Annotated in this window: 19 protein-coding genes; 14 read left to right on the top strand and 5 right to left on the bottom strand. The window is 71.3% G+C overall.

Annotation, left to right across the window (positions count from 1 at the left end):
• Positions 1 to 136: 136 nt before the first annotated feature.
• Both SSMG_RS26625 and SSMG_RS26620 read right to left on the bottom strand, forming a co-directional pair.
• Positions 137 to 1,012 carry an SGNH/GDSL hydrolase family protein gene (locus SSMG_RS26625; protein ID WP_009081110.1) on the bottom strand — a complete coding sequence of 292 codons (876 nt, stop codon included), beginning with the start codon at positions 1,010 to 1,012 and terminating at the stop codon, positions 137 to 139.
• Positions 1,013 to 1,105: 93 nt separating this feature from the next.
• On the bottom strand, positions 1,106 to 1,738 hold the full coding sequence (locus SSMG_RS26620; RefSeq protein ID WP_009081108.1) for a bifunctional 2-polyprenyl-6-hydroxyphenol methylase/3-demethylubiquinol 3-O-methyltransferase UbiG: 633 nt from the start codon (positions 1,736 to 1,738) through the stop codon (positions 1,106 to 1,108).
• Between the two features lie 169 nt (positions 1,739 to 1,907).
• Between SSMG_RS26620 and SSMG_RS26615 the strand changes: the two genes are divergently transcribed.
• Both SSMG_RS26615 and SSMG_RS26610 read left to right on the top strand, forming a co-directional pair.
• Positions 1,908 to 3,587, top strand: coding sequence for a folylpolyglutamate synthase/dihydrofolate synthase family protein (locus SSMG_RS26615; RefSeq protein WP_037714949.1), 1,680 nt, complete (start codon positions 1,908 to 1,910; stop codon positions 3,585 to 3,587).
• Entirely contained in the window at positions 3,584 to 4,003 is a 420-nt protein-coding gene (locus SSMG_RS26610) for a DUF4233 domain-containing protein (protein ID WP_009081105.1), read from the top strand. Before SSMG_RS26615 ends, SSMG_RS26610 begins: the two co-directional genes overlap by 4 nt.
• Here SSMG_RS26610 and SSMG_RS26605 read toward each other — a convergent pair.
• Complete coding sequence (locus tag SSMG_RS26605) at positions 3,994 to 4,374, bottom strand: VOC family protein (RefSeq protein ID WP_009081102.1); 381 nt, start codon at positions 4,372 to 4,374, stop codon at positions 3,994 to 3,996. The genes SSMG_RS26610 and SSMG_RS26605 overlap by 10 nt on opposite strands.
• A 53-nt stretch (positions 4,375 to 4,427) precedes the next feature.
• Here SSMG_RS26605 and SSMG_RS26600 point away from each other — a divergent pair, with 53 nt between their 5' ends.
• The 5 genes from SSMG_RS26600 to SSMG_RS26580 all read left to right on the top strand — a co-directional run bounded on the left by SSMG_RS26600 (position 4,428) and on the right by SSMG_RS26580 (position 11,364).
• Positions 4,428 to 4,904, top strand: coding sequence for a GNAT family N-acetyltransferase (locus SSMG_RS26600; RefSeq protein ID WP_009081099.1), 477 nt, complete (start codon positions 4,428 to 4,430; stop codon positions 4,902 to 4,904).
• Positions 4,905 to 5,001: 97 nt separating this feature from the next.
• Positions 5,002 to 6,561, top strand: a complete 1,560-nt coding sequence (locus SSMG_RS26595; RefSeq protein ID WP_037714945.1) for an alkaline phosphatase — start codon at positions 5,002 to 5,004, stop codon at positions 6,559 to 6,561.
• A 70-nt stretch (positions 6,562 to 6,631) separates the two neighbouring features.
• The gene (gene ndk / locus SSMG_RS26590; RefSeq protein WP_009081097.1) at positions 6,632 to 7,042 is read left to right on the top strand and encodes a nucleoside-diphosphate kinase; all 411 of its coding nucleotides are present in this window, start codon (positions 6,632 to 6,634) and stop codon (positions 7,040 to 7,042) included.
• 136 nt (positions 7,043 to 7,178) lie between these two features.
• Positions 7,179 to 7,904 (top strand): maleylpyruvate isomerase family mycothiol-dependent enzyme, encoded by a 726-nt coding sequence (locus tag SSMG_RS26585; RefSeq protein WP_009081096.1) that lies wholly within the window; start codon positions 7,179 to 7,181, stop codon positions 7,902 to 7,904.
• A 94-nt stretch (positions 7,905 to 7,998) separates the two neighbouring features.
• Positions 7,999 to 11,364: a phosphodiester glycosidase family protein gene (locus SSMG_RS26580; RefSeq protein ID WP_286156978.1), complete on the top strand. Its 3,366-nt coding sequence runs from the start codon at positions 7,999 to 8,001 to the stop codon at positions 11,362 to 11,364.
• Positions 11,365 to 11,399: 35 nt separating this feature from the next.
• Here the strand turns inward: SSMG_RS26580 and SSMG_RS26575 are convergent, their stop codons facing one another.
• Complete coding sequence (locus tag SSMG_RS26575; protein WP_009081094.1) at positions 11,400 to 11,747, bottom strand: hypothetical protein; 348 nt, start codon at positions 11,745 to 11,747, stop codon at positions 11,400 to 11,402.
• A 58-nt stretch (positions 11,748 to 11,805) separates the two neighbouring features.
• Here SSMG_RS26575 and SSMG_RS42635 point away from each other — a divergent pair, with 58 nt between their 5' ends.
• The 4 genes from SSMG_RS42635 to SSMG_RS26555 are packed head-to-tail and all read left to right on the top strand — an operon-like array spanning position 11,806 to position 14,910.
• On the top strand, positions 11,806 to 12,279 hold the full coding sequence (locus SSMG_RS42635; RefSeq protein ID WP_009081093.1) for a MarR family winged helix-turn-helix transcriptional regulator: 474 nt from the start codon (positions 11,806 to 11,808) through the stop codon (positions 12,277 to 12,279).
• Between the two features lie 47 nt (positions 12,280 to 12,326).
• On the top strand, positions 12,327 to 13,268 hold the full coding sequence (locus SSMG_RS26565; protein ID WP_009081092.1) for an ABC transporter ATP-binding protein: 942 nt from the start codon (positions 12,327 to 12,329) through the stop codon (positions 13,266 to 13,268).
• Positions 13,268 to 14,071, top strand: a complete 804-nt coding sequence (locus SSMG_RS26560) for an ABC transporter permease (RefSeq protein WP_037714943.1) — start codon at positions 13,268 to 13,270, stop codon at positions 14,069 to 14,071. The genes SSMG_RS26565 and SSMG_RS26560 overlap by 1 nt, the downstream gene beginning before the upstream one ends.
• Positions 14,071 to 14,910: an ABC transporter permease gene (locus SSMG_RS26555; protein WP_037718014.1), complete on the top strand. Its 840-nt coding sequence runs from the start codon at positions 14,071 to 14,073 to the stop codon at positions 14,908 to 14,910. Before SSMG_RS26560 ends, SSMG_RS26555 begins: the two co-directional genes overlap by 1 nt.
• Before the next feature lie 219 nt (positions 14,911 to 15,129).
• On the opposite strand, the gene SSMG_RS26550 is transcribed toward SSMG_RS26555, so the two are convergent.
• A complete protein-coding gene (locus SSMG_RS26550) occupies positions 15,130 to 16,560 on the bottom strand; it encodes a S8 family serine peptidase (protein WP_009081089.1) in 1,431 nt (476 codons plus the stop codon).
• A gap of 510 nt (positions 16,561 to 17,070) precedes the next feature.
• Here SSMG_RS26550 and SSMG_RS26545 point away from each other — a divergent pair.
• From SSMG_RS26545 to rpmA, 3 genes are all read left to right on the top strand, one after another.
• Positions 17,071 to 20,235 (top strand): translation initiation factor IF-2 N-terminal domain-containing protein, encoded by a 3,165-nt coding sequence (locus SSMG_RS26545; protein ID WP_009081087.1) that lies wholly within the window; start codon positions 17,071 to 17,073, stop codon positions 20,233 to 20,235.
• A gap of 146 nt (positions 20,236 to 20,381) precedes the next feature.
• Positions 20,382 to 20,711 (top strand): 50S ribosomal protein L21, encoded by a 330-nt coding sequence (gene rplU, locus SSMG_RS26540; protein WP_199785993.1) that lies wholly within the window; start codon positions 20,382 to 20,384, stop codon positions 20,709 to 20,711.
• Between the two features lie 48 nt (positions 20,712 to 20,759).
• Positions 20,760 to 21,017 carry a 50S ribosomal protein L27 gene (gene rpmA, locus SSMG_RS26535; RefSeq protein WP_009081082.1) on the top strand — a complete coding sequence of 86 codons (258 nt, stop codon included), beginning with the start codon at positions 20,760 to 20,762 and terminating at the stop codon, positions 21,015 to 21,017.
• Positions 21,018 to 21,063 lie beyond the last annotated feature (46 nt).

The following is a 21,063-nucleotide window of genomic DNA, read 5'->3' as shown; positions in this document are numbered from 1 at the left end:
CCGCAGGGCGGCTTTGTATCGGGGTTGGGGGAGGGGTGGGTGCCCCGAGGGTTGGGTGGTTTGGCGGCGGTTTTAATGCCGTGAGGGGAACCCTGAGGGACTCTGAGTCCCTCAGGGTTCCCCTCACGGCGTTTTTTTAGCGGAGTTGTTGGAGGATTACCTTTGCTTCGCCTGCCATTCCTTCGTAGAAGGGGTGGTAGGGGGCGGCGGCCAGCAGGTTCAGGTCTTTGCCGTTGATCCATGCCACGCCGTGGGGCTGGCAGGCGTCGTGGCCGAAGGACGGGGTGTAGGTGTCCACATAGGACGACTGGCCGTCCGCGGCTACTGCGTTGCTTACTGCTGCGTTCAGGCCTTCTTCCACGCTGGAGAGCCAGGCGTAGTCGCCGTTCGCGAAGGGCAGGGTTTTCGGGCAATAGCCGTGTGCGGGGGCGATGCGCGGGTAGCCGATGGCCAGGACCGTCGCGTGGGGGGAGCGGGCGTGGATTCCGGCCAGTACTTGCTGGACGGCGGCTTGCGTTTTCGGGAGCAGCGCCTTGATCGTGTCTACGCCGTCTACGGTGAAGTGGCGTTGGCACGGGTTGCCGGTCGGGTCCGAGGCGCGCAGGGTCGGGCAGGTGTCGACCAGTTTGCCGAACAGGCCCGAGTCATTGCCGCCGATGCCGACGGTTACCAGGTCGGTGTCGGGGCGCAGGGCGGAGAACTGCGGCGGATTCTGGCCCAGGGGCACATTTTGCGGGGCGGTCATGTGCGAGGTGTTCGCGCCGCCGCAGCTGACGTCGGTGAAGCGGTCCACATCCAGTGAGCTGGCTACCAGCGACGGGTAGTTGGACGTCGAGCGGAAGCAGCCGAACGGATCCAGCCGGGGCAGCGGGATGAGCGGTCCCGACGTGTACGAGTCGCCGAGGGCGACGTAGTGGCGGTAGTGCCGGGGCGCGGCGCTCGCGGCCGCCGCCGTCGACAGAAGCAGTGCGATCGCGGCGATCGCGGACAGCACTATTCGGATGATGCGCATGCGAACCCGTCCTCCCTAGCGGTACGACCCGCTTTAGCTTTCGGCGCCGCGGGCGCTCGCGCTCTCCGCCGATCGGGTGGTCGGGGCCGGTTTTCACCCGGCTGCGGGGTGATCCGTGGGTTTCCGCCAGGTCAGCAGGTACCGCCAGAACAGCAGCGGGCGGACTGTGCTGCCGGGGAGCAGGCGCGCCGAGTCCCGGCGGACGTCGTTCAGCGGCGGGAATTTCAGGTGCACCGGGGCCTTGGCGACCGGGTCCGGGCCGCCGTTGAGGCGGTCTCCGGCGAAGACGAGCAGCCTCGCCAGTGCGTTCGCGGGGACGGCGACGAGTTCGCGGGCGTAATCGCCAGGACGGCTGGGGCGGGCGCAGCCGAGAACGGCCAGGACGCCTCCGGGGGCGAGGGCGTCGCGCAGTCTCGTGACGGTTTCGAACGGGACGTGGTGCAGCGAGGCCAGGGCGGAGATATAGGCGTAGGACTCGGGTTCCAGCGGTTCGGTGGTGATGTCTGCACGGCGGTATTCCACTGTGCCGGGTCCGGGGGAGCCGGTGACGGTGGCTCGGGCGATCATTTCGGCCGACGTGTCGATGCCTTCGACAGTCATTCCGGCGGCGGCCAGTTTGCGGGCGAAGCGGCCGTCTCCGCAGCCGACGTCCAGGGCGCGTCCGGGGCCTGGCGGCAGGAGCCGGAGCAGGGCCGGGTGGTAGTGGTGGTTGTGGTCGAAGGGCATGCGCCCGACCTTGCCACGGATCGCCGCGGGCGTGATCGCGACCGACGCCCCGGGGCCGTCGGGCGCGAGGCGGCCCCGGGTACGCTCGACGGTGTGCCAGGCCGAACCTTTCGCCTGGTCTTCCCGGTCGCGCGACCGCGCCGGGACAGCGACTTCAAGGAGTGCACGAGTGCCGCGCGGTGAGGAGCCCGAGGAGACCCGGCGTCCGGATCTCGCCGATCCGGACAGTTTCGCGGGGGTCGACGAACTGGGCGCGCTCGCGCACAGCGACGACGAGGACGACCCCGGCAACGAGCTGGAGCCGGACCTCGACGCGCCCGACGCGGCCTACACCGTCGGCGGCGGTTCGCGCGGCGGCATCGGCGGCATCGGCCAGCTCGGCGACAACCTGGCGCTCGGCCCGGTCCCGGACCTGCGTCCCGAAGACGGCGCCGAGCTGCACGAACTCGACGACGAGGGCGCGCCCGCCGAGTTCGGCGACGAGAACGGCCCGGAGGCCCGCCGCGACCTGATGGCCGCCGAGGCCGAGCTGAACCAGCGCTGGCCGGAGACGAAGCTCGAACCGTCGCTCGCCCGGATCCAGGCGCTGATGACGCTGCTCGGCGAGCCGAACCACGGCTACCCGGTGGTGCACGTCGCGGGCACGAACGGCAAGGGCTCGGTCGCGCGGATGGTCGATTCGCTGCTGACCCGCATGGGCCTGCGCTCGGGCCGCTACACGAGCCCGCACCTGCAGCTCGTCACCGAGCGGATCGCGCTCGACGGCCGTCCGGTCTCCGCCGCCCGCTACGCCGAGCTGTACCAGGACATCGCGCCGTACGTGGCGATGGTCGACGGCGCGAGCGAGGACGGCGTGCCGATGAGCAAGTTCGAGGTGCTCACCGGGATGGCGTTCGCCGCGTTCGCCGACGCGCCGGTCGAGGCCGCGGTGCTCGAGGCGGGCATGGGCGGCGCGTGGGACGCGACGAACGTGGCCGACGCCCAGGTCGCGGTCATCACGCCGATCGGGCTGGACCACACCGAATACCTCGGCCCGACGCCCGCCGACGCGGCCGCGGAGAAGGCCGGGATCATCAAGCCCGGATCGGTCGCGGTGATCGGCGAGCAGGACCCCGAGGTGCTGAACGTCCTGCTGAAACGCACGGTCGAGGTCGACGCCGCGGTGGCGCGCGCGGGCAGCGAGTTCGGCGTGCTCGAACGCGAGGTCGCGGTCGGTGGGCAGATGCTGAAGCTGCAGGGCCTCGGCGGCGTCTACGACGAGATCTTCCTGCCGCTGCACGGCGCGCACCAGGCCGCGAACGCGGCGCTCGCGCTGGCCGCCGTCGAGGCGTTTTTCGGGGCGGGCAAAGACAAACAGCTCGTCGTGGAGGCGGTGCGCGAGGCGTTCGCCGAGGTCGAGAACCCGGGCCGGCTCGAACGCGTGCGGGCCGCCCCGGCGGTGCTCGTCGACGCCGCGCACAACCCGATGGGCGCGCGGGCGCTCGCCACGACGATCGCCGACGAGTTCAACTTCCGCCGGCTCGTCGCGGTCGTCGGCGTGCTGGCCGACAAGGACGCGCGCGGCATCCTGGACGCGCTGGAGCCGGTGGTGTCGGACGTCGTGGTCACGCGCAGTTCGTCGCCGCGGTCGCTGCCGGTCGAGGACCTGGCGGAGCTGGCCGCGTCGATCTTCGGCGAGGACCGCGTGCTCGCCGAACCGGATCTGGAGACCGCGATCGAGACCGCGATCGGCCTCGTGGAGCAGAACGACGACCCGGAGGAACCGCTCGCGGGCGGCGGCGTGCTGGTGACCGGATCGGTGGTCACCGCGGGCGACGCGCGCACGCTGTTCGGGAAGGAGCCAGCGTGAGCGAGACCCCGGAAACGCCCGATACGCCGGTCAAGCCGCCCGCGAAAGACCCGATGAAGGGCTTTCGCGGCGTCATGGCGGGCACGCTGATCATGGAGGCGATCACCGTCGCCCTCGCGCTGCCGGTCGTCGCGAAACTCGGCGGCGGCATCACGAGCTTCACCGGCTGGACGGTCATCGCGCTCGCGGTGGTGCTGATCGTGCTGTGCGGAATGCTCAAGCACGTCTGGGCGGTGCCGGTGATCCTGCTGCTGCAGCTGGCGATCATCGCGGTCGGCATCACGCAGCCGGCGATCGCGATCATCGGCATCATCTTCCTGGCCGCGTTCCTGTGGTTCCTCTGGCTGCGCCGGGACGTCGCACGCCGGATGGCCGCGGGGACGCTGCCGAGCCAGCAGCCGCAGGCTCAGCGGTAGACGCTGACCTCGATCAGATTCCGGTCGGGGTCGCGGAAGTACACGCTGCGGATCGGCCCGGTCGCGCCCGTGCGGTCGACCGGGCCCTCCTCGATCGGCACCCCGGCCCCGGCCAGCTCTTCGACAACCTGCTCCAGCGAATCGCTCGTGATCAGGCACAGATCCGCGCTGCCCGGCGTCGGCCGGTCCGCCTTGGGCTCGAATTCGCGCCCGGCCTCGTGCAGGTTGATCTTGCTCGTGCCGAACGCCAGCGCCTTGCGCCCGGGCCCGAACGTCACCTCGGTCATGCCGAGGACGCGGGTGTAGAAATCGACCGTCGCGCCGAGGTCGGCGACGGTGAGGACGAGGTGGTCGAGCCGGTCGATGCGCATGATTTCACCCTATTCCGATGTAACGGCCCGGCCGCCACGGCGACGGTGCAAGTGTGATCGTGGTGCGCGAGCTGAGCGCGGAGAACTGGGCGGAGTGGCGCGACCTCCGGCTGGCCGCGCTGCGCGAGAACCCGGAGGCGTTCAGCTCCGCACTCGCGGACTGGCAAGGCGAAAACGACGCCGAACCGCGCTGGCGGGCGCGGCTGCGCGACGTGTCGCTCAACGTCCTGGCGGACCTCGACGGCGTTCCGGCGGGCATGGTCAGCGGGCACCTTTCCGAACGCGGCGACCGAGCGGAGCTGCTTTCGATGTGGGTTGCTCCGCCGGCGCGCGGCAGGGGAGTCGGGGACGCGCTCGTCCGGGCCGTGGTGCGCTGGAGCGAGGGGCGTGGGGCGAGCGAGCTGGCGTTGCGCGTCGCGGGCGGCAACGAGCACGCGCTTGCCCTGTACCGGCGGCACGGGTTCGTGGCGCGTCCAGCCCCGGAAGGCCCCTGCGAGCACGAGATGGTTCGGGAAGCGCACCGAGCGTGACGACCGGTTGTGAGCTTCCTCCTGACGAGTGAGGCGTTCACCCGGCGGTCAGCCCGAGTTGGCCGCTTGGCCGTGGTCGCCGGATAGAACGACCGCCATGACCGAAACGACCCCTTCCCGCCGCTCCGTGCTCAAAGCCGGAATCGCCGTCCCCGCGCTCGCCGCGGCGAGCGGGCTGCTGCTGCCGGGCGCCGCCTCGGCCGCCCCGCTCGTCCGCCGCGACCGTCCGGTGCTCGCCCACGGCGTCGCGTCCGGGGACGTGACCACCGGCTCCGGCATCGTGTGGTCGCGGGCCGACCGCCCGGCGCGGCTGACGGTCGAGGTCGCGCGCGACCCGTCGTTCCGGCACGCCCGCCGCGTGCCCGGCCCGTTCGTCACGCCGGCCACCGGCGGCACCGGAAAGGTGCGCGTCGCCGGGCTGGCTCCGGGCACCGAGTACCACTACCGCGTCACCGCCGTGGACCTCGACGGCCGCAGCGCGAGCGAACCGGTCGCGGGCCGCTTCGCCACCGCGCCGGTCGGCCGCGCGAACACGCGGATCCTGTGGAGCGGCGACGTCGTGGGCCAGAACTACGGCATCAACCCGGCACTCGGCGGCATGACGATCTTCTCCGCGATGGCCGACCGCCGTCCGGACCTCTTCCTGCACAGCGGCGACACGGTGTACGCCGACGGCCCGCTCACCGAAACCGTCACGCTCCCCGGCGGCGGGGGCACCTGGCACAACATCGTGACGCCGGAAAAGTCGAAGGTCGCCGAAACCCTCGACGAATACCGCGGCCAGCACGCCTATAACCGGCTGGACGCGAACTTCCGCCGGTTCGCCGCGGAAGTTCCCGCCTATGTCCAGTGGGACGACCACGAGGTCGTCAACAACTGGTACCCGGGCGAAATCCTCAACGACCGCCCCGAATACACCGAGAAGCGGGCCGACGTCCTGGCCCAGCGCGCGTTCCAGGCGTTCCACGAATGGCATCCGATCGACCGCCGCCAGGCCGTCGACGGCCGGGTCTACCGGAACTTCCGCTACGGCAGCCGGGTCGAGGTGTTCGTGCTCGACATGCGCACCTACCGCGACGCCAACACCTCGGACCAGACCAAGCCGGGCCACATCCTCGGCGACGCGCAGGCCCGCTGGCTGGCCGACGCCCTCCGGCGGAGCACCGCGACCTGGAAGATCGTCCAGGCGGACATGCCGATCGGCCTCGTCGTCCCGGACGGCAAGGACATCGAGGCGGTCGCCAACGGACTGCCCGGCGCGCCCGGCGGACGCGAGACCGAACTCGCCTGGGTGCTGAGCCAGATCGCGCGCCACCGCGTGCGCAATGTCGTGTGGCTGACCGCCGACGTGCACTACACCGCCGCGCACCATTATTCGCCCGAGCGGGCCGCGTTCCAGGACTTCGACCCGTTCTGGGAATTCGTCTCCGGCCCGCTCAACGCCGGTGCCTTCGGCCCGAACAAACTGGACCCGACGTTCGGCCCGGAAGCGGTGTTCGTGCATGCCCCGCAGACGCAGAATTCCTCGCCGGTGCAAGGATTCCAGCACTTCGGCGAGGTGAATGTGGACGGTGCGAGCGGGGAGCTGACCGTCGACCTGCGCGACGCGACCGGGGCCTCGCTGTGGTCGAAGACGCTGCGGCCGCAGCGGCGCTGACCGGCCCGGAAAGGGCGTCGGATAGGCTCACCGCCGAATAACACGAATCCGCACAAGGAGAAATACCGTCGTGACTGAACGCACGCTGGTCCTCGTCAAGCCCGATGGCGTCGCGCGCGGCCTCGTCGGCGAGGTCGTCTCGCGCATCGAGCGCAAGGGCCTGAAGCTGGCCGCGCTGGAACTGCGCACCGTCGAGCGCTCGGTGGCCGAGGAGCACTACGCGGAGCACAAGGAGCGCCCGTTCTTCGGCGACCTGCTGGAGTTCATCACGTCCGGCCCGCTCGTCGCGATCGCCGTCGAGGGCCCACGCGCGATCGCCGCGTTCCGCCAGCTGGCCGGCGGCACCGACCCGGTCGAGAAGGCCACCCCGGGCACCCTGCGCGGCGACTTCGCGCTGGAGACCCAGTACAACCTGGTGCACGGCTCGGACTCGCCGGAGTCGGCCGAGCGCGAGCTGAAGCTGTGGTTCCCGGACCTGTGATCCGGAGCTAGACCCCCCGCGACGCCGGGCCGGGACTTCGGTTCCGGCCCGGCGTTCGTGTTTTTCCTGGACCCCGGTGCCGCCGTCGACGCGCAGGACGGTGCCCGGAACCCAGCGGATCGGTTAACCTCCACCGGTGACTGCTCTGCCGCTGCCGCCGCGCGACTACCTGCCCCATCTGCGCTCGCTCACCGCGGCCTTCGCCGCGGAAGCCGCGGGCGATCTCGACAATCCGGTCCCGCACTGCGGCGACTGGACCAAGCGCGACCTCGTCACGCACCTCGGCAACGTGCACCGATGGGCCGCCGGGATTGTCCGGACCGGGGAGCTGAGCAAGCAGGAATTCGACGTCTCGCCGGGCGACGACCTCGCGCCCTGGTACGCCGAGAGCGCGGCCGAGCTGCTGGACGCGCTCGAAGCGGCCGATCCCGCCGACGCGTGCTGGGTTTTCGGGGCCGCGGAGAAGACGAAGGCGTTCTGGTTCCGCCGTCAGGTGCATGAAACTGCCGTGCATCTGGTCGATCTGTTCGGCGCACGCGGCCTAACGACGCAGCTTGATCCGTTGATCGCCGCCGACGGTGTCCACGAGGTGCTCGGCACGATGCTGCCGCGCGTCGACCGCTGGAAGCACGAGGTTCCGCTGGCCGCGCCGATCACCTTGCGCACCGCCGACACCGGGCATGCGTGGACCGTCGTGCCCGGCGAACCGCCCGAGCTGGGCGAGGGCGAAGCGGTCGCCACCGTCACCGCACCGGCGCAGGATTTGCTAGTGCTGCTGTGGAATCGCTCCGACGCACAGCCCGAGATCGCTGGCGACGAAGGCGTCGCGAAGGAGTTTCTCGCCGCGCGCATGACTCCCTGAGCGGATAATCCTGCGCCATTCAGGTCCCGTTCACCGGAGGGACTTCCCGCGGTCGCGCCGATGGATTTGGCTGAGCTGAGCCATTTTCGCGACTGTGGGGTACCTGGTGAAAAGATCAAGATCCGTGCTGCTCAGCGCCCTGCTGGTGCTGCCGCTGGCCACGCCGGCGCATGCCGACCCGCTCTCCGCTCCGCTCGGCTCGCCGCCGGTCGAGAGCGCCTCCGCCTTCTCCTCGTCCCGGGAGGCCCCGGCCGTCGCCGCGGCTCCCGCCGCCGACGACGGCCTCGAGACCAGCAGCGCCACCAACGCGGTGGCGCCTGGTCTGAACCTCACTCAGTTCGACCGCTTCGACCCGAAAGGCTGGATCCGCGGCGACGCGCTGAGCGTCGACCTCACCAGCAAGGTCCTGAAGCCGACCTACCTCAGTCCGGGCACCGTTTCCGCGCGCACCCCGCTGTCCCAGCAGGTCGCTCGCGCCGGTGCGGTCGCGGGCGTGAACGGCGATTTCTTCGACATCAACGCCTCCGGCGCGCCGCTCGGCGTCGGCATCGACAAGGGCGAGCTGCACAACGCGCCCGCTTCCGGCCACAACACCACCGCGGCGATCACCGACCAGGGTCGAGCGAAGCTCGCCGACATCTTCCTCGAAGCGTCGGTCACCCTGCCGGACGGCCGCGCTGTCCCCGCCACGAACTTCAACAGCCCGGTGCTCGCGAAGGACGCTCTCGGCGTTTACACATCGCTCTGGGGCGCTTCAGCGCGCGCGACGTCGGTTGCCGGTGCGCAGAAGGTTCTTGAGGTCGAGATCCGCGACGGTGTCGTGACGCAGGTGCGTCCGAATCCTGCGGACGGTCCGATTCCGGCGGGCAGCACGCTGCTGCTCGGCCGCGAAGCCGGCGCGGACGCGTTGTCGACGCTGCACGTCGGTGACCGCGTGGGTGTTTCGTACGCGCCGCGGACCGACGCGGGCAAGATCGCGGTCGCGGTCGGCGGGAACAAGACGCTGCTGAAGGACGGACAGCTGCAGCAGCTCGACGACGTCACCCTCGCCCCGCGGACCGGCGTCGGCTTTTCCGCGGACGGCAAGCGGATGTGGCTCGTCACCGTCGATGGCCGCCAGGCTGACAGCCGTGGCATGACCGAGCTGGAAATGGCCCGGCAGCTGAAGCGGCTCGGCGCCGACGACGCGATCAACCTCGACGGCGGCGGCTCCTCGACCTTGCTCGCCCGCGGCGAAGGAGAAGCCGCGCCGTCGGTGCGCAACTCGCCTTCGGACGGCGGAGAACGCTTGGTGCCCAACGGCATCGGCGTCGCGACCGTGCCCGGCAGCGGACGGCTGACCGGCTTCGCGCCCGCCCCCGCGCAGGAGGGCGACAATTCGACGCGCGTGCTGTCCGGTTTGAGCCGCGCGCTCGTGCCGAACGGACACGACGAGACGGGCGCCGCAGTGGCGTCGCGGCCGTTCTGGACCACGTCGAATCCGTTCCGCGGCACGGTCACGAAGAACGTTTTCACCGCACACCCCGACTTCCTGCACCCGGACGCGCGAGCCGACGTGACGGTCACCGCGCACCAGAACTTCGTCAACGGCCGCACGAAGCTGACCGTGCTGGGCACGCCGGTCCGCCTCGGCGCGAGCACCAAGCAGGTCGCGCTTTCCGGTGCGGAGGCGCGCGGCGAGTTCCAGGTCTACGGCTACGACGCGGACGGTTACGGCACCTGGATCGAACCGTCGGACGTGAAGCTCGAATACGACCCCGCCGTGGTGAAGATCGAGCCCGCGGGCAAGGGTTTCGCGGTCAGCGCGAAGACCGCTTCCGGGGCCACCGCGATCACGGTCCACGCGGGCGGGAAGACCATGCACCTGGCGGCTTCGGTGGGCACTGAAGCGAAGGTCGCGGCTCCGCTGGCCGGTCCCGAAGGCTGGTCCGCCACGGTGTACCCGGCTGTCGTCGGCGCCGCGCTGTCGTCGGCGGACGGACGCAACGGCGGCAAGGGCCTCGCGCTCGACTACCGGCTCACCGGCACCACCGCCACCCGCGCCGCGTACGTCAACGCCGCCAACCCGATCCCAGTCCCAGCGGGCACGCAGAAGATCGGCATGTGGATCAACGGCGACGGCAAGGGCGCCTGGATCCGCGCGGAACTCCGCGACGGCGCCAACACGGCGTCCATTGTGGACCTTTCGCGGAGTGTCGACTGGACCGGCTGGCGGTACGTGACCGCCGTGGTTCCCGCCGGACTGCCGGACGGACAGCGCCTCACCCGGTTCTATGCCGTGGAAACCGTGGCGGACAAGCAATACGAGGGCAAACTGGTGTTCAACGACCTCACCTTCGAGGTCGCGCCGACCACTGCGGTGCCGCACGATCCGGCCGTCCCGGACCCGGCGCTGGTCGCCAACGGCACGCTCGGCAAGGGCGGCCTCAAGATCGCCGTCGTCAGCGACGCGCAGTTCACCGCCGACGCCCCGGACGGTCCGCTCGTCGCCCAGGCTCGCCGGGCGCTGCGCGAAGCCGTTGCGGCGAAACCGGATCTCGTGTTGATCAACGGCGATTTCGTCGACCGCGGGACCGCGCCGGACTTCGTCCTGGCCCGCAAGATCATCACCGAAGAGCTGGACGGCCGCGTCCCCTGGTACTACGTCCCCGGCAACCACGAGGCGGAGGGCGGCAACGGCCTGAAGAACTTCCAGGACGCCTTCGGGGAAACGCACCGCGTGGTCGACGTCCACGGCGTCCGGCTGATCCTGCTGGATTCCTCGCGCGGCTCGCTGCGCGCGGGCGGATTCGACCAGGTCCGCATGCTGCGCGAGGCGCTCGACAACGCGGCGCGGGACCGTTCGGTGCGCGGTGTGGTCGTCGCGATGCACCATCCGGTGAAGGACCCGAGCCCGACCGGGAATTCGCAGCTGGGCGACCGGAAAGAGGCCGCGCTGCTGCAGACGTGGCTGACCGGTTTCGAGGAAAAGTCCGGCAAACCCGCTGCTTCGCTGGCCTCGCACGCGGGCGTGTTCGGCCTGTCGCGCACGGACGGCGTGCCGTACCTGGTGAACGGCAACTCGGGCAAGACCCCTGCCGCGGCTCCTGGCGACGGCGGTTTCGCCGGCTGGACCCTGGTGCAGGTCGACCCTTCGGACCGCAGCCAGCCGGTGCGGTTCGAGACGCGTCCGAACGTCGACGCGCTGACCGTGACCGGTCCGGGCACTCTTTCCTGGGGCGGGACCGGAAAGGTGACCGCCGCGGTTACTCAGGAGGGCCGGTCGATTCCGGTGGCATACCCGGTGAGCGCGGTGTGGGGCGGCCGCGGGGTGCACATCGGCAGCTGGCCGCCCGCGCCGTGGGACGTGGTTTCTCTCGACCCGGCCACCGGAACGGTGCGAGGCCTGCGTCCGGGAACGGCGGAGATCTCGGTGACGGTGAACGGGGCGACCCGCTCGGTGCCGGTGACGGTGCGCTGAGGTGTGACGGGCGGGGCGGTCTTCGGGCCGCCCCGCTATTTCCTCGCGGTGCCGCGCCAAAGGCTGATCGCGAGCGGAACGATCACGACGTCGAGGATCGGGTGGAACACGCTGAACGGGTTGGGGTGGACGGCGACCAGCCGGTAGAGCCCCAGCAGCCCGCCGATCGCCGGGAAGACCGCGGCCGCGAGGAAGAACGGCCGCGCTCGCCGGAACACTCCCGCCGCGATCACCGCGTAAAGGACCCCGAAGGCCGCTGATCCGACGGTGTCCGAACCGGTTCCGTAGACGGCCAGCTGGCTCACGTGGGTCACCGCCGACAGGGCGAGGACCGAGCCGAGCAGCCGGGAACGGGTCTGCGAAACCGCGGGGGAGAGCAGCACGGCCGGTCCTCCAAACAGTCAGGTCACCTGACCAAAAAAGTAAGGTAGCCTGACGGGTGTGTCAAGCAGTCCTCCGGAGCCGCCCGCCCTCGTCGCGCTGACCGGCTCGTCGCGGCTCGGCGCGCTGGCCCGGCGGCTCGCCCAGGCGGTGACCGCTGGCGTGCTCGCCGGGGTGCAGCAGCGCGACGCCCGGATCCGCGCGGTCCACCTGCGGGTGTTCGCGTCGCTGGAAGACGGACCGGCGCGGGCGGTCGCCGTCGCCCGGCTTCTCGGGACGACCAAGCAGACGACCGGGCCGGTGATCGACGAACTCGTCGCGTGGGGCTATCTCCGCCGTCGCGAGGATCCGGCCGACGCCCGGGCGAAACTCGTCGATTTCACCGCGGCCGGGCGGGAGCTGGCGGAGGCGGCGGCGGAAGCGGTTCGCGTACTGGAATCCCGGATGGCCGACGCGGTCGGGCGCGAGGAGCTGGACCGGTGCCGGGAGACGTTGTGGCGGGCGATCGGAGCGGTGGAGCCGCCCGGCCGCTGAGCAAACCGGTCGAGAATTGTCGGTGCCTCCCTCTACTGTCGTTCCTCGTGGGAGAGTCGGCATCGGGACCCGCGCTCGTGCAAGCGAAGGCGCTGGTCAAACGGTTCGGAGAATTCGAGGCAGTACGCGGCATCGACGTCGAGGTGCGGCCGGGGGAGGCGTTCGGCTTCCTGGGGCCCAACGGCGCCGGGAAGTCGTCGACGATGCGGATGATCGCGTGCGTGTCCCCGCGCACCGACGGCGATCTGCGCGTCCTCGGCATGGACCCGGACGTCGACGGGCCGCGGATCCGCGCGCGCCTGGGCGTCGTGCCGCAGGAGGACAACCTCGACGTGGAGCTGACCGTGCGGCAGAACCTCCACGTCTACGGGCGCTATTTCGGCCTTTCCCGCGCGCACGTGCGGAAGAAAGCCGTCGAGCTGATGGAGTTCGCGCAGCTGTCCGACCGGGCCGAGAAACCGGTCGATTCGCTGTCCGGCGGCATGAAACGGCGGCTCACCATCGCCCGGTCGCTGGTCAACGACCCGGAACTGCTGCTGCTCGACGAACCGACCACCGGGCTCGATCCGCAGGCGCGGCATCTGTTGTGGGACCGGCTTTTCCGGCTCAAGGCGCGTGGCACGACGCTGATCGTCACCACGCATTACATGGACGAAGCCGAACAGCTCTGCGACCGGCTGGTCGTCATGGACGGCGGCCGGATCGCCGCCGAAGGCTCGCCCGCCGAGCTGATCGCGCGGCATTCCACCCGGGAAGTCGTCGAACTGCGGTTCGCGCCGGGGGAGCAGCAGGGCGCGGCCGACCGGCTCGACGGGCTGGCCGAACGCGTCGAAGTCCTCCCGGACCGGGTGCTGCTCTACACGATGACCGGCGAGGCCACGCTCGAGCGCGCGCACGAACGCGGCCTGCGCCCGCTGTCGAGCCTGGTCCGCCGCAGTTCCCTGGAGGACGTCTTCCTCCGCCTCACCGGCCGGACGTTGGTGGACTGATGACCGCACCCGCCACCGGCCGCGTGGTCGGCCGGTTCCACGGCGCCTGGCTGCGCGTCGAGGGCTACTGGACCTGGTACCGCAGGCACTGGCTCAGCACGCTCTACTCCACCGGCCTGCAGCCGGTCCTGTTCCTCGCCGCGATGGGGCTCGGCTTCGGTTCGCAGGTCAAGGCCGGTCCGGCGACCGGCGGGGTGTCCTACCTCGTCTACGTCGCCCCGGCGCTGCTCGTGGCCGGCGCCGCGCAGCAGGGCGTCAGCGAATCGAGTTATCCGGTGCTCAGCGGATTCAAATGGCAGAAGGACTATCTGGCGGTCACCGCGACGCCGGTGTCGCCGGGCCAGGTCCTCGGCGGCCACCAGATCTGGACCAGCCTGCGGCTCGCACTTTCCGGCACCGTCTACGCGTTCGTCGCGCTGCTGTTCGGCGCCTGGGCGAACGCGGGAGCGCTGCTGGTGATCCTCGTCGGCGTCCTCACCGGGCTCGCCTGCGGTTCGCTAATGGCCGGGATGGCGGCGTGGACCTTCGACGAGGGACAGCGGATCGGGCTGGTCTTCCGCTTCGTCGTCATCCCCATGACGCTGTTCTCCGGCACGTTCTTCCCGATCTCCCAACTGCCGCTGTACCTGCGCTGGCTGGCCTGGATCTCCCCGCTGTGGCACGGCACCGAACTCTCGCGCGCCGCCACGCTCGGCGGGCGCGAACTGCTCCCGGTGCTCGGGCACGTCGCGTACCTGGCGGTGCTGGTCGCGGTCGGCTGGACGATCGCGCACCGCGGCTTCTACCGACGGCTGGTGGCGTGATGACCGATCTGCGAGAAGCCCCGATTCTCCCGCAGCGGCGCGGGATTCTGCTCCGCGTCCTGCCCGCGGGCATGTACAGCGGCCGGGCGACCGCGCTGATCGAACGCGCGCTCACCGTCTACGGACGCTCGTGGACGATGCTCGTGTCGGGCGCGCTCGAGCCGTTGTTCTACCTGCTCGCGTTCCAGGTCGGCTTCGGCAAACTGGTCACCACCGTGGCCGGGCCGGACGGCCAGCCGATGAGCTACGTCGCGTTCGTCGCGCCCGCGCTGCTGGCGTCGTCGGCGATGAACGGCGCGGTCTTCGAGTGCACGTACAACCTGTTTTTCAAACTGCGCTACGCCAAAACCTACGACGCGATGCTGGCGACCCCGGTCGGCCCGCTCGACGTCGCGCTCGGCGAGATCGCGTGGGCGATGATCCGCGGCGGCCTGTATTCGGTCGCGTTCCTGGCGGTCACCGGAGTCATGGGGCTGCTCACGTCATGGTGGGCGCTGCTGCTCCTGCCCGCCGCGCTGCTCGTGTCGTTCGCGTTCGCCGCGATCAGCATCGCGCTGGTCAGCTTCTTGAAGTCGACGTCGCAATTCGACTACATCCAGCTCGTCCTGATGCCGATGTTCCTGTTCTCCACCACGTTCTTCCCGCTCACGGTCTACCCGGAGGCACTGCAGTGGCTGGTCCGCTGCTTCCCGCTGTACCACGGGATCGAGCTGATGCGCGGGCTCGCGACCGGCATCTTCTCCTGGAGCATGCTGGGCAACCTCGCGTACCTGCTGGTGCTCGCCGGGATCGGAATCTGGGGCGCGACAAGGAGGATCGCGAAGCTGCTGCTGACTTGAGGGTGTCGGGTCAGCGGGAGGGGCTGGGCAGTCCGGTCTGCGCGGGGGCCACCGCGGAACGGGCGTCGATGAGGCCGTGGGCGTAGGAGCTGTCGTGGCCGGAGCCGTAGCGTCGTCTTGCGTGCCGCCGCCGGTCAGGTCTGCTGGTGCTCGCCGGGATCGGAATCTGGGGCGCGACAAGGAGGATCGTGAAGCTGCTGCTGACTTAGGGGTGTCGGGTCAGCGGGAGGGGCTGGGCAGTCCGGTCTGCGCGGGTGCCACCGCGGAACGGGCATCGACGAGACCGTGCCCGTAGAAGCCGTTGTATCCGTCATAGCCGGAGCAGTAGGCGTCCTGCGCGCCGTCGCCGGTCAGGTCGTAGTTGTCCGGGCACGGCATCGGCGTCGCGCGGGAGTCCAGGGCTCGGCGCAGTTCGGCGGCGGTCCACGCGGGGTGCACCGACTTCAGCAACGCCAGCACTCCGGCGACGTGCGGCGCGGCCATCGACGTCCCGCACATCGGCGCGTATCCGCCCGGCACGGTCGAAACCACGCACCGGTCGTCGTCGCCGCCCGGGGCCGTGACATCGACCACACCGAGGCCGTACGAGCTGTAGCCCGACTTCACCCGGTCCTGGCTGATCGCCGACACCGTCACCGCGTCGCGCAGCCCGGCAGGCAGTGCTTCGCACTTCCCGGCGGCGGAGGGCGAACCCGAATGGGCCGACGGCGTCAGGTCGACCGCCTCGTTGGTCGCGGCGGCGACGTTCAGCGTGCCCTGCGAAGTCGCGTACTCCACGGCCCGCGCCAGCACTTCGTGCACCACGCCGCGGTCGTTGCCGCGCACACAGGACAGCGACCACGGGTTCACGAACCAGCTGCTGTTGGCAATCGGCAGATGCCGCGCCGCCGACCACATGATCCCGCAGACCGCCGCCTCCGGGTCGGCGTAACCGCGGTCGTCGATCACCTTCACCGAGGCGATCCGCACGCCGGGGGCGACGCCGGTGATGCCCTTGCCGTCGTCGGCCGCGGCGATGATGCCCGCGACGTGCGTGCCGTGCGCCGAGGTCGTCGGCTGCCACGCGGCCGGGCTCGGGTCCGGGACGCCGGTGAGACAGCCCGCCGAATCGTCCGGGTCGATCGCCGCCGCGAGGTCGGGATGCTTCGGGTCGACGCCGGAGTCCAAGACGCCGACGACCACCGAACGGCTGCCGCCGGTGACCTGGTGCGCGGCCGGCGCGTTGATCAGGTTCATGTCCCACTGCTGCGAGGACAGGTCCGACGTGGACACCCGCGCCGGGTCGCTGAGCGGCAGCGCGGCGCGCGCGGGCTGGGCGGCGGCGCCCGGCTGTTCGGCGGCCGTCCGGGTGGCTTGCGCGCTGAAGGCCCGCTCCGGGCCGAGCCGGTCCGCGAACGCCCGATCGGCTGACGTGACGACCGCCACGGAAATCTGCGGGTAGTAGCCGACGAGCTGCCCGCAGCCGGCGCTCGTCTGCTGGCGGGCGGAAGATTCCGGGGTGCCGCGGTCGAACGCGACGACGTAGCGCACCTCCCGGCCGCCGGAGGAGCATCCGGGACTCGCGTCGGCGGCGGGGGAGACCGCGGCGCAGCCGGCGAGGACCAGCAGCGAGCACACGGCCGCCCGCAGCGGCCGCGCCAGCACAGACACCGGACCTCCCACCGTGCGCGGGGCTCTGCCGGGCGCCCGCGCGAGCGCCCGAGCCCGCACGCTAACCACCCCGGGCCCGGCGCGACAAGCGAACCGCGGAAGTTCGCCCGGGCGCATGATCGCGGCACGCCCGGGCGCCTGCCGCGGGGCACCGACTACACCGGGTGTCCCCCCGGGTGTGGGATACTCGCGGTGGCCGCTGCGCCGACGGGCATCCCGCCCGCGTCGTGAGCGGCCCGGAGGAGTGCCGGACCGGCACCACGCGCGTCGCCCCCGGGAGGCCGGGCCAAGGTCGATGTCGTGGCGGGTGGCCCGGGGGTCGCGAGCAGGCCGGCACCCCGCCGAGCAGACCAGGAACCGAGCGGCCGCCGACCCGGCGGACCGCACGGCTGCCAGCAGGATTCCCGCCGCTGGTCACCACCACGGCGGGCACGGAACAGAAAGGGCCCCTGCGCGGCCGCGTCATCACCGGTGCGAACCGGCTGACGCGCCCGGGGGCGGAGGAGACATATGTCGAACGCGGACACACCCGCCGATCAGACCGGCGGGAATACCGCCGCACCCACGACCAGCAGGCTGGGCGAGCTGCCGCCGCGCATCCGCGTGCACGCGCTGGCCAAGCTGCTCGGCCTGAGCAGCCGCGACCTGCTCGGCAAGCTCGCCGAGCTGGGGGAGAGCCCCCGCAGCGCCCAGTCGAGCGTGACCAAGGAGGTCGCGCACCGCGTGGCCGTCATCCTCGACGCGGAGGCCGCCGGATCGGGCGACACCGCCGCCGAGGCCGCCGACCAGGGCGCGACCGCCGGGAACGAAGCCGCCGGGCAGGCCGCCAGCCAGCCGGCCGCCGAGGCCCAGGACAGCGAGGCCGCCCCGGCTGCCGCTGCCCAGGAGACCGCGGACGCCGCTCCGGAAACCGCCGCCGCGGAGGACGCCGCTTCGCCCGAGTCCGGCACTCCGGAAGCCGCTGCCGCGCAGGCTTCGGAACCCGCCGCTGAGCAGGAGGCCGCCGCGGCGGCGGCGACCCCGGCCGGCCCGTCCGCCGCCGAGACCGCCGAGCCGGAAGCCGCTCCGGAGTCCGGCGAGAAGCGCACCCGCACCCGTCGGGCCCGCCGGGCCGTCGCGCCCGCGATCCCGGCCGAACAGCAGGAAACCGAGCAGGCCACCCCGGCCCGCGGCCCGGTGCACGTGCCGGTCTTCGCCGCGCCCTCGCCGGTCTTCCTGCCGCCCGAGCCCGCGCAGCCGGCGCGGAGCAAGCCGGAGCCGTTGTTCGGCGTCGGCGAGGCTCCCGCGCAGGCCGAGCGTCCGGGCCGGACCGAGAGCGCCGCCGAGGAGGAAACCTCGGACGAGGCTCGCGACGAGCGTTCCGACGAGGACAACGACGACGCGGGCGGCCGCCGCCGGCGCCGTCGCGGCCGTCGCGGCCGCGGCCGGGGCAAGGGCGGCGACGAGGCCCAGTCCGAGAACGAGGACGAAACCTCCGAAGACCAGCAGGTCCAGCAGTCGAAAGACGGCAAGGACAGCAAGGACAAGACCGAGAAGCCGGACGAGGCGGGCGAAGCCGACGCGGACTCCGACGACGACGCCGAGTCCGAGAGCGGCACCAAGCGCCGCCGCCGTCGCCGCCGCCGCAAGGGCGGGGAGGACGACGCGGCCGAGACGACCGGCAGCGACGACCCGCCGAACACCGTCACGCACGTCCGCCAGGCCAAGGCCGCCGAGGCCGAGCGCCCGGCGCGCGACGAGGTGCGCAGCGTCCGCGGCTCCACGCGGCTGGAGGCCAAGCGCCAGCGCCGCCGCGACGGCCGCGAGGCGGGCCGCCGCCGCGCCCCGATCCTGTCCGAGGCCGAGTTCCTCGCTCGCCGCGAGTCGGTCGACCGCACCATGGTCGTCGCCGAGAAGGGCGACTCCACGCAGATCGCCGTGCTCGAGGACGGCGTGCTGGTCGAGCACTTCGTGACGTCGTCGGGCACCGGCTCGATCGTCGGCAACGTCTACCTCGGCCGCGTCCAGAACGTGCTGCCCAGCATGGAGGCCGCGTTCATCGACATCGGCCGCGGCCGCAACGCCGTGCTCTACGCGGGCGAGGTCGACTGGGACGCCGCCGGCCTGGAAGGCAAGGCGCGCAAGATCGAGCAGGCGCTGTCCACCGGCGACAGCGTGCTGGTGCAGGTCACGAAGGACCCGGTCGGGCACAAGGGCGCCCGGCTGACCACGCAGATCTCGCTGCCCGGCCGCTTCCTCGTCTACGTCCCCGCGGGCGGGGCCACCGGCATCTCCCGCAAGCTGCCGGAGAACGAGCGGCGCCGGCTCAAGGACATCCTCAAGCGGATCGTCCCGGAGGACGCGGGCGTCATCATCCGCACCGCGTCGGAGGGCATCAGCGAGGAGGAGCTCGACCGGGACGTCCAGCGGCTCAAGGCGCAGTGGGACGTCATCAAGGAGAAGGCCTCGGCCGGGTCCGCCAAGAAGGGCGGCGCCCCGACCATGCTGTACGAGGAGCCGGACCTGCTGGTGAAGGTCGTGCGCGACCTGTTCACCGAGGACTTCGCGAAGCTGGAGGTCCAGGGCTCGACCGCGTGGGAGACCATCCACGGCTACGTGCAGCACGTCGCGCCCGACCTGACCGACCGGCTCAAGCGCTACACCGGCAACGGCGACGCGTTCGCCGACCACCGGATCGACGAGCAGATCACGAAGGCGCTCGACCGCAAGGTGTGGCTGCCCTCGGGCGGCTACCTGGTCATCGACCGCACCGAGGCGATGACCGTCATCGACGTCAACACCGGCAAGTTCACCGGCTCGGGCGGCAACCTCGAGGAGACGGTGACCCGCAACAACCTGGAGTCGGCGGAGGAGATCGTCCGCCAGCTGCGGCTGCGGGACATCGGCGGCATCATCGTCATCGACTTCATCGACATGGTGCTCGAGTCCAACCGCGAGCTGGTGCTGCGCAGGCTCACCGAATGCCTCGGCCGCGACCGCACGCGCCACCAGGTGGCCGAGGTCACGTCGCTGGGCCTGGTGCAGATGACGCGCAAGAAGATCGGCACCGGGCTGCTCGAGGCGTTCTCCACGCCGTGCGAGCACTGCAAGGGCCGCGGCGTCGTCGTTTCCACCGAACCGCAGCGCACCGCGGGCGGGGGCACCGGGAACGGCCACAACGGCGGCAACGGGCACAACGGCCACAGCCACGGCGGCGGCGACACGAAGAGCTCGCGGCGGTCCCGCGGCCGCGGCAAGGGCGAGGAGCAGCACCACGAGCCCAAGCCGGAGCCGGCCGCCCCGGCCCCGACCCCGGTGCAGCGCGAGTCGGTCGTGTCGGCGGTGCAGGCCATGGCCAACGCGTCCAAGGCGAAGCACGAGCACCACGCTCCGGAAGCCGCCGAGGCGAAGGAGCCGGAGACGGCCGCACAGCCGTCCGAGCAGGGTGAGCAGCAGCCCGAGCCCAAGACGGAGGCCCCGGCCCCCGTCCAGCAGCCGGAGCCGACGCAGCCGGAGCCCGCGGTCAGCGAGGCCGCGCCGGCGGCGGAGGCCCCGAAGGAGACCGCCGAGGCGGCCTCCGAAGAAGAACCCGAGGTCGACGTCCCGGCCCCGGCCGTGCGCAGCACCCGGCGCCGTCCGCGCCGCGCCGCTTCGCGTCCGGCAGGGCCGCCGGTGAAGGCTTCGGAGCAGAGCTGATCCACCACGGGTACCCCGGGTGCAGCAGCGCCCGGGGCCTCCCGTAACCTGTAGTACGGCTCATCGCAAGCATGAGCCGCTGCGCGAGCACCTGGACCGCCTTCGGGCGGGCCGGCCGCGCCAGCCCCCTAACCCATTGTCGAGTAATGCAGGAGACTTCCGTGTCGGCGTACGCGATCGTCAAGACCGGCGGCAAGCAGTACAAGGTTGCCGTTGGCGACGTCGTAGAGGTCGAGAAGCTCGAGGGCGAGCCGGGCACCGAGCACACCTTCCCCGCCGTGCTGTTCGTGGACGGTGGCGAGGTCACCACGGACGCCGACGCGTTGGCGAAGGTCTCGGTCACCGGCAAGGTCGTCGAGCAGACCAAGGGTCCGAAGATCCGGATCCACAAGTTCAAGAACAAGACCGGCTACCACAAGCGCCAGGGTCACCGGCAGAAGCTGACCCGCGTCGAGGTCACCGGCATCTCCAAGTAGTTCTCCGGATCTTCGAAAACCGAAACTTTCCCAGAAGGGGCTTGAGCGATGGCTCACAAGAAGGGTGCGTCCAGCTCCCGCAACGGTCGTGATTCGAACGCCCAGCGCCTGGGCGTCAAGCGCTTCGGCGGCCAGGAGGTGAACGCGGGCGAGATCCTGATCCGCCAGCGGGGCACCAAGTTCCACCCCGGCGTGAACGTCGGCCGCGGCGGCGACGACACGCTGTTCGCGCTCGCTGCCGGTGCGGTCGAGTTCGGCTCGAAGCGCGGCCGCAAGACGGTCAACATCGTGCCAGTCGAGGCCTGATTTTCGGTCTCGGCAGCGTCAGAACCTCCAAGCGAGGGGTGGGACC

It is taken from the genome of Streptomyces sp. AA4, from assembly GCF_000158875.1.
Classification (GTDB): Bacteria; Actinomycetota; Actinomycetes; order Mycobacteriales; family Pseudonocardiaceae; genus Amycolatopsis.
Note: the sequence above shows the minus strand (reverse complement) of the source record. Positions and strands in the feature narration are given on the sequence as shown.